At 33.7% G+C, this 14,336-nt stretch carries 20 protein-coding genes; 9 read left to right on the top strand and 11 right to left on the bottom strand.

What is annotated here, in order from left to right; all coding sequences use genetic code 11:
- Positions 1 to 816: a plastocyanin/azurin family copper-binding protein gene (locus NADRNF5_RS05200; RefSeq protein WP_048116082.1), complete on the bottom strand. Its 816-nt coding sequence runs from the start codon at positions 814 to 816 to the stop codon at positions 1 to 3.
- Positions 817 to 894: 78 nt separating this feature from the next.
- Here NADRNF5_RS05200 and pyrG point away from each other — a divergent pair, with 78 nt between their 5' ends.
- The gene (gene pyrG / locus NADRNF5_RS05195) at positions 895 to 2,496 is read left to right on the top strand and encodes a glutamine hydrolyzing CTP synthase (RefSeq protein ID WP_048116081.1); all 1,602 of its coding nucleotides are present in this window, start codon (positions 895 to 897) and stop codon (positions 2,494 to 2,496) included.
- Positions 2,497 to 2,730: 234 nt separating this feature from the next.
- Here pyrG and NADRNF5_RS05190 read toward each other — a convergent pair whose 3' ends face one another.
- From NADRNF5_RS05190 to NADRNF5_RS05180, 3 genes are all read right to left on the bottom strand, one after another.
- Positions 2,731 to 3,729 carry an NAD(+)/NADH kinase gene (locus NADRNF5_RS05190; RefSeq protein ID WP_048119127.1) on the bottom strand — a complete coding sequence of 333 codons (999 nt, stop codon included), beginning with the start codon at positions 3,727 to 3,729 and terminating at the stop codon, positions 2,731 to 2,733.
- Positions 3,730 to 3,835: 106 nt separating this feature from the next.
- On the bottom strand, positions 3,836 to 4,081 hold the full coding sequence (locus NADRNF5_RS05185) for a hypothetical protein (protein WP_148313075.1): 246 nt from the start codon (positions 4,079 to 4,081) through the stop codon (positions 3,836 to 3,838).
- Positions 4,082 to 4,145: 64 nt separating this feature from the next.
- Positions 4,146 to 4,430: a hypothetical protein gene (locus NADRNF5_RS05180; RefSeq protein ID WP_237089362.1), complete on the bottom strand. Its 285-nt coding sequence runs from the start codon at positions 4,428 to 4,430 to the stop codon at positions 4,146 to 4,148.
- Positions 4,431 to 4,473: 43 nt separating this feature from the next.
- Here NADRNF5_RS05180 and NADRNF5_RS05175 point away from each other — a divergent pair, with 43 nt between their 5' ends.
- On the top strand, positions 4,474 to 4,683 hold the full coding sequence (locus NADRNF5_RS05175; protein WP_048116080.1) for a hypothetical protein: 210 nt from the start codon (positions 4,474 to 4,476) through the stop codon (positions 4,681 to 4,683).
- Between the two features lie 49 nt (positions 4,684 to 4,732).
- Here the strand turns inward: NADRNF5_RS05175 and NADRNF5_RS05170 are convergent, their stop codons facing one another.
- A complete protein-coding gene (locus NADRNF5_RS05170; protein ID WP_048119108.1) occupies positions 4,733 to 5,602 on the bottom strand; it encodes a PfkB family carbohydrate kinase in 870 nt (289 codons plus the stop codon).
- Positions 5,603 to 5,942: 340 nt separating this feature from the next.
- On the opposite strand from NADRNF5_RS05170, the gene NADRNF5_RS05165 reads away from it, so the two are divergent.
- Positions 5,943 to 6,386, top strand: coding sequence for a hypothetical protein (locus tag NADRNF5_RS05165; RefSeq protein ID WP_148313074.1), 444 nt, complete (start codon positions 5,943 to 5,945; stop codon positions 6,384 to 6,386).
- Between the two features lie 31 nt (positions 6,387 to 6,417).
- Here NADRNF5_RS05165 and NADRNF5_RS05160 read toward each other — a convergent pair whose 3' ends face one another.
- On the bottom strand, positions 6,418 to 7,275 hold the full coding sequence (locus NADRNF5_RS05160) for a TrmB family transcriptional regulator (RefSeq protein WP_048119105.1): 858 nt from the start codon (positions 7,273 to 7,275) through the stop codon (positions 6,418 to 6,420).
- A 165-nt stretch (positions 7,276 to 7,440) separates the two neighbouring features.
- On the opposite strand from NADRNF5_RS05160, the gene NADRNF5_RS05155 reads away from it, so the two are divergent.
- Complete coding sequence (locus NADRNF5_RS05155; RefSeq protein WP_048116078.1) at positions 7,441 to 7,728, top strand: 30S ribosomal protein S26e; 288 nt, start codon at positions 7,441 to 7,443, stop codon at positions 7,726 to 7,728.
- A gap of 2 nt (positions 7,729 to 7,730) precedes the next feature.
- Here NADRNF5_RS05155 and NADRNF5_RS05150 read toward each other — a convergent pair whose 3' ends face one another.
- From NADRNF5_RS05150 to NADRNF5_RS05140, 4 genes are all read right to left on the bottom strand, one after another.
- Positions 7,731 to 8,303, bottom strand: a complete 573-nt coding sequence (locus NADRNF5_RS05150) for a CDP-alcohol phosphatidyltransferase family protein (protein WP_048116077.1) — start codon at positions 8,301 to 8,303, stop codon at positions 7,731 to 7,733.
- 149 nt (positions 8,304 to 8,452) lie between these two features.
- Complete coding sequence (locus NADRNF5_RS11125; protein WP_160289388.1) at positions 8,453 to 8,611, bottom strand: hypothetical protein; 159 nt, start codon at positions 8,609 to 8,611, stop codon at positions 8,453 to 8,455.
- 300 nt (positions 8,612 to 8,911) lie between these two features.
- Entirely contained in the window at positions 8,912 to 9,787 is an 876-nt protein-coding gene (speB, locus tag NADRNF5_RS05145) for an agmatinase (RefSeq protein ID WP_048116076.1), read from the bottom strand.
- A 3-nt stretch (positions 9,788 to 9,790) separates the two neighbouring features.
- The gene (locus NADRNF5_RS05140) at positions 9,791 to 11,653 is read right to left on the bottom strand and encodes a threonine--tRNA ligase (RefSeq protein WP_048116075.1); all 1,863 of its coding nucleotides are present in this window, start codon (positions 11,651 to 11,653) and stop codon (positions 9,791 to 9,793) included.
- A gap of 188 nt (positions 11,654 to 11,841) precedes the next feature.
- Between NADRNF5_RS05140 and NADRNF5_RS05135 the strand changes: the two genes are divergently transcribed.
- From NADRNF5_RS05135 to NADRNF5_RS11315, 5 genes are all read left to right on the top strand, one after another.
- Positions 11,842 to 12,252 (top strand): hypothetical protein, encoded by a 411-nt coding sequence (locus tag NADRNF5_RS05135; protein ID WP_048116074.1) that lies wholly within the window; start codon positions 11,842 to 11,844, stop codon positions 12,250 to 12,252.
- A 146-nt stretch (positions 12,253 to 12,398) separates the two neighbouring features.
- Positions 12,399 to 12,542 carry a hypothetical protein gene (locus NADRNF5_RS11575; RefSeq protein WP_237089361.1) on the top strand — a complete coding sequence of 48 codons (144 nt, stop codon included), beginning with the start codon at positions 12,399 to 12,401 and terminating at the stop codon, positions 12,540 to 12,542.
- Between the two features lie 368 nt (positions 12,543 to 12,910).
- Complete coding sequence (locus NADRNF5_RS11320) at positions 12,911 to 13,069, top strand: hypothetical protein (protein WP_192828362.1); 159 nt, start codon at positions 12,911 to 12,913, stop codon at positions 13,067 to 13,069.
- Positions 13,056 to 13,223, top strand: coding sequence for a hypothetical protein (locus NADRNF5_RS11120; RefSeq protein ID WP_160289387.1), 168 nt, complete (start codon positions 13,056 to 13,058; stop codon positions 13,221 to 13,223). Before NADRNF5_RS11320 ends, NADRNF5_RS11120 begins: the two co-directional genes overlap by 14 nt.
- 218 nt (positions 13,224 to 13,441) lie before the next feature.
- A complete protein-coding gene (locus tag NADRNF5_RS11315) occupies positions 13,442 to 13,618 on the top strand; it encodes a hypothetical protein (protein ID WP_192828361.1) in 177 nt (58 codons plus the stop codon).
- A gap of 35 nt (positions 13,619 to 13,653) precedes the next feature.
- On the opposite strand, the gene NADRNF5_RS05130 is transcribed toward NADRNF5_RS11315, so the two are convergent.
- Positions 13,654 to 14,283 carry a hypothetical protein gene (locus NADRNF5_RS05130; protein WP_048116073.1) on the bottom strand — a complete coding sequence of 210 codons (630 nt, stop codon included), beginning with the start codon at positions 14,281 to 14,283 and terminating at the stop codon, positions 13,654 to 13,656.
- Positions 14,284 to 14,336 lie beyond the last annotated feature (53 nt).

The raw sequence follows: 14,336 nt of genomic DNA, 5'->3' as shown, positions 1-14,336 counted from the left end.
TTATCTAATAAAAGAAAATTTTGATCTAGCAATGAATAAAGTTGAGAAAAGTCCAACACTCAAAACAGCCATTGCCAAAAATCCAAACTCAGGAATTACATAAGATCCCATTACTTTGATTTCTTTTGAATTTGGTTTAATAGGAATAATTAATTTTGAACCAGTGGATGTTTCTTCTATTTCAATATCTACCATTTCCCCATCTACCCATGCTGTATTTGGATTTTCAATTAATTTAGGTGGCAAGATTAACGAAATTTGTTCATTTTTTGTCTCACCAGGAATTGTAAATGTCAAAGAGCGGCCATCAGGGTCAACATGAACTGCCTTTGCAAGATGAGTATCTAAAACGTATTTTACTTCAAAGCCTAAGCCGTCATCAGTATATCCAGAAGCAACATTAGAAATGGATTGAACACTCCCAGGATCCTTTACGACATGAACCACGCCATTCATCCAAGGATGAAGACTACAGTAATAGTAAAAATCTCCTAGTTCATCAAATTGTCTTGTGTATGAATCACCTGCAGTGAAAAAACCGCTATCAAACAGACCATTTTCTTCACCAGACTGAGATACAGATGTAATTGTATGAAATGCAGTGTCAGCATTTTCCCAAGTAACAGAATCACCCGGATGAACTGTAATTATCCCAGTGGTCACACCAGTTGTTTTTTCAGACCAAAAGAATGGGGCACCAGGATCAGATGCACCTGAAGGAATTTTAATTTCATAGGTAGTTTCTGCAAAAACAATACTACTAGAACTGAGAATAAACACAGTAAAAATAGACAAGGCAAATAATGAGAGTCTCACAATCAGGTTACATCAATCTATTATTTCAATCATTATGATCGTCAAAACATACAAAAACCAGATACTCGTTTCATTAATGTGCAGACAAAGTTTATTTTTGTTACAGGTGGTGTGATGTCTGGCCTTGGAAAAGGCGTAACTACCTCATCTATTGCAAAGTTATTACAGTTAGCCGACCAAAAAGTTTCTTGCATAAAGATAGATCCTTATCTGAATTATGATGCAGGTACAATGAATCCAGTAGCTCATGGTGAAGTCTTTGTCACAGAAGATGGAGGAGAGTGTGATATGGATATTGGAAATTATGAGAGATTTCTAAATCAAGACATTCCAAAAAGTCACAACATAACAACTGCTCAAGTATACTCATCAGTAATTGAAGCAGAAAGAAAAGGAGAATACCTTGGAGCATGTGTGCAAATAATTCCACATGTTACAGATGAGATAAAAAATAGAATTAGAAAAATAGCCGAAGATGAAAAACTAGACTTTTTGATTGTAGAGTGTGGTGGAACAGTAGGAGATATCGAATCATTGCCATTTTTAGAGGCACTCAGACAACTAAGAGTTGAGGAAGGTCCTCAAGGAGTAATCTTCGTTCATGTTACTTTAGCTCCTTCATTAGATGTAGTGGGAGAGCAAAAAACAAAGCCCACACAGCATAGTGTACAAGAACTCAGAAGAATAGGTATTCAACCAGACTTTTTGGCAGTGAGATGCACATTACAGCTAGAGGAAAAAACAAAAAAGAAGATTGCAATGTTTACAAATGTAACACCAAAAGATGTTTTATCATGCCATGACGCAAAATCAATTTTTGAAGTTCCACAGATATTATATGATCAAGGAATCATGGATGCAATATTTACAAAATTTGGCAAAGTTGGAATGGTCAATGCATCTGCAAATTGGGACAAGTGGAATGAAATTGCCCAGAATATGGAAAATCATGAAGACCAAAAGGTAAAGATTGCAATGGTTGGAAAGTATGTAACACTTTCAGATAGTTATGTAAGTGTAAATCATGCACTAAAACATGCTGGTGCAAAAATAGGAAAATCAGTAGACATTGATTGGATAGACTCAGAATCAATTTCAGATTATAGTATTTTATCAAAATTTGATGGCATTTTAGTTCCTGGAGGTTTCGGTACAAGAGGGTCAGAAGGAATAATCAATACAGCAAACTATGCACGCGAAAAAAATATACCATATCTAGGAATTTGTTTTGGATTTCAATTGGCAGCAATTGCATTTGGACGAAATGTGGTGAATTTGGAGGATGGTAATTCCACAGAAATCAAACCAGATACCAAAAACCCGATTGTGGATTTACTGCCAGAACAAAAAGATGTATCAGACATGGGCGGTTCACTAAGATTAGGTGCAAATGAAGTAATGATTAAAGAAAACACAAATGCACATAAAATTTACAATTCAAATTCCATCAATAAACGTCACAGACACAGATATGAGATCAATAGCAAGTATATACCAGAATTTGAAAAAAATGGAATGATATTTTCAGCTGATAGCGATGGAGGAAAAAGAATGGAGATATTAGAAATTCCATCTCACAAGTTTTACCTAGGAGTTCAATTCCATCCCGAATTCAATAGTAGACCAGGGTATCCAGAGGAATCTTTTACAGCATTTCTTAAAGCAGCATCTGAGAAATAATCTATATTTCAAGCAATTCCAACATTGGGAATTTCCCGTTTTCACTATATATGAAATCAAAACGAGTCAGAATAACTTATGAAAAAATGCAAAATATGCAATAAAGATTACGAAATAGGAATCAAAGGTTTTTGCTCTGATAAGTGTTTCAAAGAAGATATTGAGAAGAGAGTCAGGATTGCAACAGAAAATGATACATCACATACAAGAAAGATATCCAGAGACTTTGCTTAGTTATTCAATTTTTGATATTTGGTAAATTTTTTGTCGAGCGTCTCGAATAGAGACTTTCTTTTTGACATATCCCTTTTTCAGTAGATGGCTTAATGCCAATCGAACAGTCCTATCTGGTAGCAATGTCTTATTTGCGAGATCCTTTTGGGTTAATGCACCTTCATATTCTAATGTCTTTAGAAGTAATTTTGAGCTTGGTGGCATACTGAGTAGCTCTTCTGCCAAATGAACTTTTTTTGCCAGTGCAGAAATTGCAGTAGAGTCTTTTTTTAGACGAATGATTTTTGCAGGTGGGAAAAACTGAGTACACTCTACTGTTTTGTTTACCTTGAATCTATCAAGACCATCAAGGACTGCCTCACAATGTAATCTTGCAGAGACATCATCAATTTCAATCAAACTTTCATTTGACACAATTATCGGTCTTCGTGTTACATCAAGAGAGTTTACTGAAATTATTTCAAAGACTTTAGAGTCTTGAAACAAGACAGGTCCTCCTGCAGACATTGAATATGCAGAAGAGCCAATAGGCGTAGAAACAATTATTCCGTCACTATTATCGTGCCAAACTTCTTCACCGTTTACTCTCAGTGTGTGCTCCATAAGCATGGCGCTCTTTGATGAAAATACCGCAACATCATTTAGAACAGGATAGACATTTTTGCCATCAATCTTCACACCGAGTCTTGGGACTTCTTCAACAGTGTAATTTTGTTTTTTTAGTATACCAACAAACGATGAAAATTCTCTTAGTTCAATCTGTGCCAGAAATCCGCTTGCTTCCCCTTCACTAATACCCAAAACAGGAGAGGTAGAGTCAAAAGTCCTATGAAAATAATTTCTTACTCCCTTGTCACCACCCAATACAATAACACAGTCAGTTGTTTTTCCTTTAGATTTTGGCATTGGAAATGATTTAATTCCATTCTCATCCAAAATTTTTTTGATTATCTTTGCTGCATTTTCTGCAGTTCCTGAACCATAGATTCCTATTTGCACAGAAGAAACAATCAATTCAGTAGAATAAAAGAATAATGACTAGTCTGGTCATGGAATAATCCTGATTTTTGTTGAAAAATCCTTTTGAAGACTGAATCGATTTTTTTTAAGGATTAAAGTATCCTAATCTCCATTGTTGTTTTTGCTCATCAGTTCCAAAGGCATTGATAGATTTATCAAAACAATCATACCGTTCAATTCCTACATCAAATAATCTCTTACAGTCATCTATTGTGAGTTTGAGATTATTCTGATCTCGAATAGATGCAACTTCCTGATAATTGGAATTACCCATTATTCCAATAGCAATCGCAATTATTATCACAATGATTATGATAATTAAATTATTCAAATGAATTCACCGATTTTCTCCAAATATAATGAACTTAAGCATGTTGATATGTAATAATTAAAAATTAAAACCCATCTCTAGTGCAACCACATTTTACATAAACTACTTTGAATTCCCCATCAGATTTTACATTATGGGACATTGGTTTTCTGCAATGCTGACATTCTACAAACCCATGGTATTCCTCAACTGAAATCATCTTGTATTTCCAAGATTTCGTACTCTCATCCCAATAGACTGAGTTAATTTCTGAGGGACCATCCATAATTTTGATATAATGATTTTTCAATATTTGTCTTTGTTGGTTTTCAACAATAAGACCAGAATAATATGAATTGCCAGACAGCATTCCAAACAATAGGCTTAAGTTTAAAAATTTACAGAGCAAACTTGTGGATATTTCTTCAAAAAAATTACCAATAATTTTGATCATAGTTCTTCTAGGCGTTCTCATGTTGCAAATAGTTACTAATAATGCAGATAGGGAATTCATTGATGCTGAAACGTGTGAGATTTGGGTGGAAGATAGTTTGACTAAAAAACCAAGATACCTAGATGAGTTTGATCCTAAATGTCTTGATTTTAAAAATTTGAATCCATAAATCTAAAAATAAATTTTAACTTTGAAGATAGATTTTTTTAAAGAGAGAATCATAGATTTCGGAATTTAATTAAATTGTAAAAATACACAGCATTATTTTGAACTATTCCTTTTGAAGGTATTTTTTGCAAGCCAACATTTTTTGAGTCAAGTGCTGCTTGAGCAGCACCACCAGCAAATGAGAGTGCCCACAAAAAATCTTTTTCCTTTAGCAGAGTACATGTAAAAGTAGCACAGAAGATATCTCCAATGCCAGTAGTATCATGAATGTTTTTGTTTGGAAGGGTAATAGAGTAAATTTTGTCTTTAACCAATAGAGAGACATTAGTCTTATTGGTCAAAAGCACATATTCAATGCCTTTTTTTTGTAATGCCAGCATCATTTCATCATGAGTTCCATTTACAAGACATTTCCCCTCTTCAGGGTTTATCTTGATTGCATTGACACCAGATAAATCAAGTTCAGTATTTTTTAAAACAATATTATTTTGATCATCTTTTTGTCTCAAAAACCCTTGAGGATCAACAAAGAGGAAATTTGAATTATTTTTAATTTTTTTAAAAACATCATCAGTTATTTCATGATATATTGGGCTCACTAGATGACCATCAGCATTCACAGACGAATAGTCTATAGCATCACATTCGTTTTCTAGTTTAAGCGTTCTATCTGAACCAGTAATACTAATTGCAAATTTTGTAGTGTTTTTTTTAGATTCGGAATTTATAAAATTTATTTTGTTTTCAGAAAGATATTGCTTTGGAAAATCTGGACCAAATTTTGTAAACAGATCAACATCAAATTTGAATTGTCGTGCAGTTATCCCACAATAAGAAGCAGAGCCTCCAATTTGCTCATAATTTGAGCCATCTATAGTAATGGTATCTATAGCACAATGTGCAAATACTGCTAATTTCATTTTTTTGTTTTTGGAGATAAGAGATTTAGTTTTTTGCATTTTTTTGTTAAAGCAATCTTTGCAAATAATTACACCCTTTTCTACAACTAGCTCAACGGCTGACCTAAAGCAGTTATGACAAAGCCCTCGCATTACTATCATTACAAATAATTCGATCTAGAATTAAAACATGGATCAAATTTGTTGAGAATTTATCAGATTTTTCAGAATTTTTGATTGTAAAATATTACAAACACGGTCTTAATTGAAAACATTCCGTAGATCTAGAATTGTTTACTTTGGAAAAAAAACTTAGATTTTCGAATAAAACAAAATAAAGAAAACGATAGGAGTAGAAAATTTGGGTAGTCTCATAATTTATTTTCTGGTAGGAATGGTAATTTTGGCAACATCATCTCTGGCTTTCGGAGCTAGTATCTCAACACCCCTTTCATTCAATTTGATTGGCGCAAGTGACAATGTGGAAGTACCCGCCCCAAGTGTAAATATCACATCAATTGATTTCATTCAAGAAGTTGCAGAAGACGGGGTAATTGAGACAGATGCAATAAATTTTTCAATAGGCAATGAAGATACCCTAAATTCACATTCGTATGAGGTGTGTCTAGTAATGGAAGGTCCAATAGGAGTATTCAATCCATCAGCAGGGGGCACACCTGCATGTACTACAACATCATCCATCCCAGCAAGTAGTATTGTTACCAATCAGCTAATCTCCACAACGAATGCAACTAAAATCAGTGATTTGCTAAACATTAGTGTGTCAGTTGAAGAGTTGTCATAAAGTCTAGAGATTGTTTTGTAAAAATAATTTATCATTTTAGATTTATTGGGGAAGATACCTCCCACAAAAATTGACATAGTTTTGAGATGTTATGTGTCATTTCTGTTGCATCAGTACATAACGAAATATCAGAACTTTCATCCATAAAGTCATTAGCGTTTGTAGAATCAGACATGAACATTTGTTTATTTTCAAATGCCAATATCCTTCCATTTGATGGCAGCTTGCCGATTTTCACGTCTGTGGCATTTAATCGTTTAATGTATGGAATCATTTTTTTCTCATCAGAATTTGTTATTACAAAGACTTTGCCACCATTTTGTGTAGACACTTTAATTTTTTCGGGAATATCACTATGATACATTCGAATGATATCTTTGATAGAGGTCACAATGTAGACTATACCTTTGGAATTTTCTATAGACATGCCAATACTAGAATATACATTGTCTAATCCTTGAATTACACGGAATGTAGGAATAGATGTTCCAAGTGGTGCAGCAACTACACTTTGTATTTTTTGGATAATTTCTTTTTTAGATTTATTTATTTTATCTATCTCTTTTTTCTTTTTATGCAAGACTAGCTCAATTGCATTTTCAGGCTCTGTTGCGATGCATAGTTTTGGACTGGATAGAGTCATTGAAACAAAACCTGAATTCACTAAATCATCAATAATTCTATAAATTTTATTTCTATCAATTTTCATCTCTTTTGCCAGTGCACCAGTAGTGGTCGGTCCAACTCGCAGCAAATTCATGTAAATCTGCCCTGCCTGGAAATCCAATCCCAGCATAGAGGAGAACTCCAAGCTCACATCATTGATATGCTCAATAATACCCAGTTCATTCTTTTTGAAATTTTTAGTGTTTAGATCCTGTTCTTGCATTAAATTTAGTACAGATTTTGTATTAATACCAATAAAGGTGATCAAAATGATCAATCGTAAGCAGTCATTCTCAAAATTTGGAAAATCTCAGAAAAATCAGGAAATTCCAGAAACAGGCATTATTTTTGTCCACAAGAATATAAGTAGGCAAAATTGTTTATTTGCATGCCACTTAAGCGTGCAAGTAGAGGACGTACTAAAGGAGGAAAAGGATCATCAGGTACAGTTCAATGTACAAACTGTGGTCAAACAGTTCCAAAAGACAAAGCAAAAAAAGTTACATCTAGATTAAATTTAGTAGAACACACCTTAGCAAAAGAACTACGTGCACAAGGCGCATACATTGCATCCCCAACAGTTTTGAAATGGTATTGTATTTCTTGTGCTATTCACTTTAAGATTCTCAAAATTAGATCAGAAGACAATAGAAGAAAACGCGGTAAACTTCGTTAGTATTATTCGGCAATATTTTTTGCAGTAAAAATCATTCTTTGAATCAGAGTAATCCCTGCAATTATTACAACAATTAGAACTGCAATATCCATGAACCCAATTATTCCAACAATGGCAATTACCAGCAGTCTTTCTGCTCTTTCACCAATACCAATCCCTTGAAGCTTTATTCCAATTGCATCAGATTTTGCTCGAGCGTAACTTACCAATAATGACAAAGTGATTGCAAGCAATACAAGATAAGGTTCTGCATAACCCCCAACCAAAATTCCTAAAAATATTGCAACTTCAGCAATTTTATCAAACATTGAATCAAGATAGGAGCCTTTTTTAGAAGTTTTTCCAGTTACTCTAGCTACTTGACCGTCAACCATATCAAAAAATCCTGAAACAAGTAACAATACACCTCCAATAATTAATCCAAATTCAATTCCAAGACCATAAACTATTGCCGAAATTAATGCAATTACTAGACCTACAACAGTCCAAAAATTAGGCGATAATCCAGTGGATGCAAATCCTTTTCCAATTTTTTCAAGTGTTGGTCGAAGTGTCTCTCTTAGATTATTTAGCAACGGTATAATCCCGCAAACCTCACTGTTATTAACAGTACGATTCCCATCTGACTCTTAATGGAGCCTAAAATATTAACAAAAGAGTAGACCTTAAACACCAATACGCTCAAGTCTATAATTTTTCTAAAATCCCAATATCAGAACCCAGGTTATGGGAATCTTCCTTCATTGAGTAATTCTTTGTATATTGCCGTTTCAATACGAGTTTGTTCTGAACCGCATTTACTACACATACCTGTTTCATCAGGATCCTCTTTCATTTTCTTCTCGCACTCTACACATTTGTTAATGCCTTTTTTGAATCCCATATTCAAATTTTTTCTAATCTAGATTATAACTTTAGCTGAAACTTGATTTTAGAGGATTTAAAAAATAGATACGAAATACCCGTATTCTAAAAACTAACGATTATTCTGCTAATTTCTTAATTTCTTTTTTTAATTCTTCCATCATTGATTCATCAAATGAATCCATAACTTGACTAAATAATTCATGCATTAATTACTTTGAAATTAATTTACTCATAAGAGATAGTTTGATCAGATCAAACAGGAAGATACCAGATTTTCTCAACAGTGCAACCAAACTTAATCAAATGAAAAGTAATTTTATTGATTTGGAGAGAGATTCATGGCAATTAATGTAGAGATGATTTTTGCTGCAAGTGATGCAGTGGAGCCATTATCATGGTAAGGATTTAATTCTACAATATCTGCTCCAATTACCTTTGTATCTTGGAATGAATGAATCATGTCAAACAATTCCCTTGATGTGATTCCTACTGCCTCAGGATTTCCAACGCCGGGAGCAAAAGCAGGATCAAGAACATCAAGATCAAAACTGGAATAAATCGCATCAAAAGTAGATACATAGTCTTTTACTAATTGGGGTCCTTTTCCATCCCGAATCTCCCTATCAGAGATTGTTTTGATATTATTTTCTTTAAGAAATTCCAATTCCTCTTTAACAAATGCCCTAGCACCAACATGTAAAATATTATCAGAGCCTCTCTCCTCTACAATTCTCCTAAGGTAAGAGGCATGGCTTAGTTTGATATCTGCAAATTCATCGCGTAAATCATAATGAGCGTCAAATACAATGTAGCCTGTTTCTTTTGGAAAACTTGTGTATGTGCCAAATGTAATAGAGTGCTCACCACCCAAAATGAAAAGCTGTCGTTGTTTTGCAACAAGTTCAGTAGTTATTTTCTTTACCATGTCAATCATTTCTGATGCAACAACAGTATGACGCGTATTTCCTAGATCCTCAATGTTTACAGTCTCTAAATTAACTTGAAGATCAGGATGGAATATCTCAATGTTGTTAAATGAATCACGAATTGCATCAGGTCCAAATCTGCAACCAGGTTTGTAAGAGTGAGTGGAATCAAAAGGAACTCCAAATATGGTAGCTACTGGTTCTGTGTCATCATCTGAAGAAGTAATGAGAGGATTCCTGTTCATGTATAAATCAAAAAAACTCATTTTTTACACCATCAGTTGAGGTCTTTTTGAGAGATATTTTGGCAAATTCAAACCCGTGAAAGGCTTTTCCTTTGTCTGTTCATGTATTTCATTTAGGAAATCATCAAAGGATATTTCGCGAACATCACCAGTTTTTCTATCACGTATGCTAAGATTTTGTGAATTTGCTTCTTTTTGACCAATCACCAAAATGTATCTAATCCATTCTTTTTCTGCTTCACGAATTCTTTTTCCAATACTCTCATTTCTATCATCAATATCCACTCGAATATTATTTACAGATATTCTTTCACATAGTGTTTTACAAAACTCGTCAAATTCAGCATTTAGCGGAATAATTCTCACTTGTGTTGGAGCTAGCCATAATGGGAATTGTGGCTTTCTTCCTTCTTTGGAGTCTTTTGCAGCCTTTTCAAGTAGTGCATAAATGATTCGCTCAATTGCACCACTAGGGGAATTGTGCAAAATTATCGGATGTTGCGGAGTGTTATTTTCATCAATGAATTCTATTCCATATCGGCTACCATTTTCTACATCAATCTGGTCGGTAGATAGAGCAGATGCTTTTCCAAGCCCATCAATAAAGTTAAACTCCCATTTTAGAACAAAATAAAAGAATTTTTCTGTCCACATTTCAACTAACACTGGCTTTCCATGTTTCTTGACTAGTTCCTCTATGGCAGTTTTATTTTCATTGTAGAAATCTTCAGTAAATCTGATTGCCATGTCATAGTCATTTCCATCAATTCCAAGATTAGTTAGGACACTTTGAGATAAATCAAATCTAACTTTAATTTCCTCTACTGCTTGTTCCATGTTTTTGCAAAACGCATGGCAATCAGGCATCGTAAATGCTCTAAGTCGTCTCAGTCCAACTAGTTCCCCGGATTGTTCTCGTCGGAAGCTGTATCTGGTTAGCTCATACAATTTGTAAGGAAGATTCTTGTAAGACATTTGGTATTGATTTGCCATTAAGAATTGTCCAAAGCAAGCTGCAAATCTCAAAAATAATTTTTTGCCTTCTGAATCAATATTGTATTGTCGTGCAGGGAATCGATTAAAGTAACTAACCATACTTGGATGTTCAGAATCATACATGATTGGTGTTTCAACTTCATATCCACCATATTCTTTTACTCTATCAGTCACATAGCGTTCAATTAGAGATTTTATCAATCGTCCATTAGGGTAAAATCGCATATTGCCAGAATCAGAAGCCGGTTCATAATCTGCAATTCCCATTTTTTTCATTAGTGCAACATGTGGTGGAGGCTCATCAACATGACGCTGCTTTGCGGATTCATATTTTGCCAGTGATTCTAGTTTTTTGTGATTTGTAAAATCAAAATCTCCAATGTTCGACATTGTTCCATCAGGAGACATTATCTTCCAAATAGATCTAATTTTTGATTCGCCCTTTAACGCATCAGAAGTAAGTTCTTCAGTTTGTGTAGCTGAATCTTTTGTTACAACTTTGGAGCTTTCAGCTAACGGATGTCCCTTAACTTGAAGTTTGTATGATTTGGTCCATCCAAAGGGAGAATGAGAAACATCAAGATCAGACGCAGATGACTCCATCTCTTTGAGCAAAGAAATAGCAGTAGAAGGTTTTGCAAGATTTGAACTAAGATGAGCGTATGGATATAACAATAATTTTTTACAGCCAATTTTTTCCATAGAGTTTTTTATTTGTGAAATAGCATCCTGTGCTACAGAAGAGTCATCACCATCTTCTATTGCGACAAAAACTACCACAAGTTCTTCTAATCTTTGAGTTTCAGGATTTTCAATGTCCTCAGCAGATTTGATCTCTTTTTTTGTCGGAGTGTACTCTATGCTGTCACAATGAAGTTGCAATATTCGCATGTATTCAAATCAATTATCCTAAGTTTAAAATCCTTAGTATTTTTGGAAATTTTAGAAAATTTAGTCAGATTTTCCTCTTTGATGATAATTAAAATTTGAAAAATGTCGAATTACTGTTGACTTGGCGTCACTAGTTCTTAAAAGACACAACTCATTTAGAATTCGAAGTAAATCATGTTGAATCACAAATGAACGAAACGACACAAACTCAAATCAATTTAGGTGATTACAACAAACCACAGGAACAAACCAAAGCCGTAGGAATAGGCAAGATTTTAGGCAAAATCATCAACATCAAAGACTTTCGAACCAATCGAGGCAAACCATCTCCGTATACCCCAAAGGAGGCCATCGGAGATGATGGATTGACAGATTACAATGTAATAGATACTGTGGAGACATTTGATGTGAACAATCAAATGGTAAGTTCATTTTTTGTAACACCAGCAATAGTTAAGCAGATTCAGAGAGTTCCAAATTACCAGTCAGAGTTATCTGCTGGAAAGGTATTCGGACCATGTAAGATTGGTCAAAAAAAATCTGCAAAGACTAATGCAAACTATTGGTGTCTTCTTTTCCCAGGAGAAGAAGGCTACTAGTATTTTTTTAATTTGAATTACGCCGGTATATATGAAAGGAACGCTACTAAAAGTATGTTAAAAAATATCATTAAATTAAAATTTGAATCTTTTAAGACAAGCAAGCAAAAAACTTCCAACACACCAAAAAGATGTGAGAAACTAAAATGAAATATCAATGCAGTGAATGTGATTTTCACTGGGAAGGAACAGTTGATACGTTTGACAAAGTACGAGAACATGAAAAACACCATTTAACAAAAACCAAAGTGAAAACTAACAAGGATAAAAATAATGTCATTAAGATGTAAAGTGTGCAATACTTCAAGTGGCATGAATTCAAGCCAGTTAAGTTGTAATGGAGAGTGGGAATGTGATACATGTGGAAACATACTTGATATTAAAGGCAACATCAGTACATCGCAAAACCAATGATTCTAAAATATACAAGATTGAATTTTCAGTGTAGATGAATCATACAATACTCTTAATACACAAATCAGCATTAGATAGATGTGTCAAATCAACTATACTGTGATGTATGCCATAAGCTAAAATATCCTAGATTTGAAAAACAACAAAAGTGTGAATGTAAAAGCATCTAAAAATTTAATTTAAAAAATGATTTTTCATAAATTAACTAAAAAGCAGCATTACATTTCTAAATGGAATTCATAATTTGCAAATAACACCTAAAAACACCAACATTCCTGGAAATTATCGAAAATGTGAAGACGAGAATTGTCAGAGACTAATTCCATGTCCTCATGTAAGATGCCAAGATCATCGCACAGATATGGCCGTTAAAGATTGGATTGTAAAACATGTCGAGCAATAAAATTACATCCAAAGCGGAATCATCAAAAAAAGATGAATTCAAGTTCACCCTATCAATTGAAGAAATCAATAAAATAGAAGAAGAGATCAAAAAATGTGATAATAATTTAAAAAATGAACTGGATAAATCAAATAGTAATAATGAGGATAATTGACTAACCCACAAAATGAAGACACAGTTGAAAAATTGATTTTACAAAATACATGTGAAGATTGCGGGAATAAATTTAAGCCAAACAAAAGCATGACTTTTGAAAAATTATGTAATTTGTGTTTAGAAAATAAATCATAGTATTACTTCAATTTTTCATCTAGTTTATAGGACATATAGTATAAAATAACACATGACAGCAAAATGGAATGATTCTTTATCATGGTAGGATATCTTGGAAATAAATCAGATATGGTAGTTCATGATTTGGCCAGTATGATTCCAGATTGCAAAATTTACTATGTGAAAAAAGAGGATAAAACATACTTTGTTCCAGATATCCTTGAAGAAGCATTGAAAGAGAAATTTTCTCCATGCAAATATTGTATACAGTCTTAAACAAAAGATTATGAATAAAATAAAAAAAGAGAGGATTACTCCTCAATACTTATTTCACTTTCTAAAGAATCTAATTCTTCAATAGACATTACTGGCTCTACATGAATTACACCGTTTTGTGCTAATGGAATTCTAAATCCATTTTCCATGTTTTGTATTTTAGCCATTGACCAGTCAAGTACGAAATCTCCTGGTTGGTCATAGATTGGAGCATAATTACCTCTTAGAATTATTCTAAATGGTTCTCCGCCATCTAATGTTCCAGTTCCATGTAGTCGAAGTTTTCCATCAACTGCTTTACCTTTCAATTCTAGAGTAGCATGTCTGTTTTCTACAGCAATGTCAGCTTTGGATTTTATTTTCCAAACGCCATCACCTTGATGAACAGCTTTTCCGGTAATTCCGATTTTTGAATCATATGCTTGACCACCTATGATTGCCCATCCATCAGTACCGCCTCTAAATTGAACTACAGCTTTGTCTACTGGGGATTCAGATGATACATCTAAAAACGCATCAGTCTTTTCAAGTGAAACCAAATCTGGAACAATTCCAAAACTTGCATCTTCTGCAAATGCATTAGAAGTTCCAATTGTTCCAAAAACAAGTGCTGCAAGCACAGGTAGTGCTAATAGCAATGAATGTTTTTTGGTATTTTGTTTCATATTGGCAAAAAAGAGAATTTTCTACTTAAGGGACAAGCAGAAATTATCAGTAA

It is taken from the genome of Nitrosopumilus adriaticus (assembly GCF_000956175.1).
In the GTDB taxonomy this organism is placed as follows: domain Archaea; phylum Thermoproteota; class Nitrososphaeria; order Nitrososphaerales; family Nitrosopumilaceae; genus Nitrosopumilus; species Nitrosopumilus adriaticus.
This window is presented reverse-complemented; position numbering and strand designations above follow the sequence as displayed.

Bases quoted from the DNA above. Each gene is read 5' to 3' on its own strand.
- NADRNF5_RS05180 (WP_237089362.1), bottom strand. From the start codon at position 4,430: ATGCTGTCTGGCAATTCATATTATTCTGGTCTTATTGTTGAAAACCAA.
- NADRNF5_RS05170 (WP_048119108.1), bottom strand. From the start codon at position 5,602: ATGAAATTAGCAGTATTTGCACATTGTGCTATAGATACCATTACTATA.
- NADRNF5_RS05160 (WP_048119105.1), bottom strand. From the start codon at position 7,275: ATGCAAGAACAGGATCTAAACACTAAAAATTTCAAAAAGAATGAACTG.
- NADRNF5_RS05155 (WP_048116078.1), top strand. From the start codon at position 7,441: ATGCCACTTAAGCGTGCAAGTAGAGGACGTACTAAAGGAGGAAAAGGA.
- NADRNF5_RS11125 (WP_160289388.1), bottom strand. From the start codon at position 8,611: ATGGGATTCAAAAAAGGCATTAACAAATGTGTAGAGTGCGAGAAGAAA.
- speB (WP_048116076.1), bottom strand. From the start codon at position 9,787: ATGAGTTTTTTTGATTTATACATGAACAGGAATCCTCTCATTACTTCT.
- NADRNF5_RS05140 (WP_048116075.1), bottom strand. From the start codon at position 11,653: ATGCGAATATTGCAACTTCATTGTGACAGCATAGAGTACACTCCGACA.
- NADRNF5_RS05135 (WP_048116074.1), top strand. From the start codon at position 11,842: ATGAACGAAACGACACAAACTCAAATCAATTTAGGTGATTACAACAAA.
- NADRNF5_RS11575 (WP_237089361.1), top strand. From the start codon at position 12,399: ATGAAATATCAATGCAGTGAATGTGATTTTCACTGGGAAGGAACAGTT.
- NADRNF5_RS11120 (WP_160289387.1), top strand. From the start codon at position 13,056: ATGTCGAGCAATAAAATTACATCCAAAGCGGAATCATCAAAAAAAGAT.
- NADRNF5_RS11315 (WP_192828361.1), top strand. From the start codon at position 13,442: ATGGTAGGATATCTTGGAAATAAATCAGATATGGTAGTTCATGATTTG.
- NADRNF5_RS05130 (WP_048116073.1), bottom strand. From the start codon at position 14,283: ATGAAACAAAATACCAAAAAACATTCATTGCTATTAGCACTACCTGTG.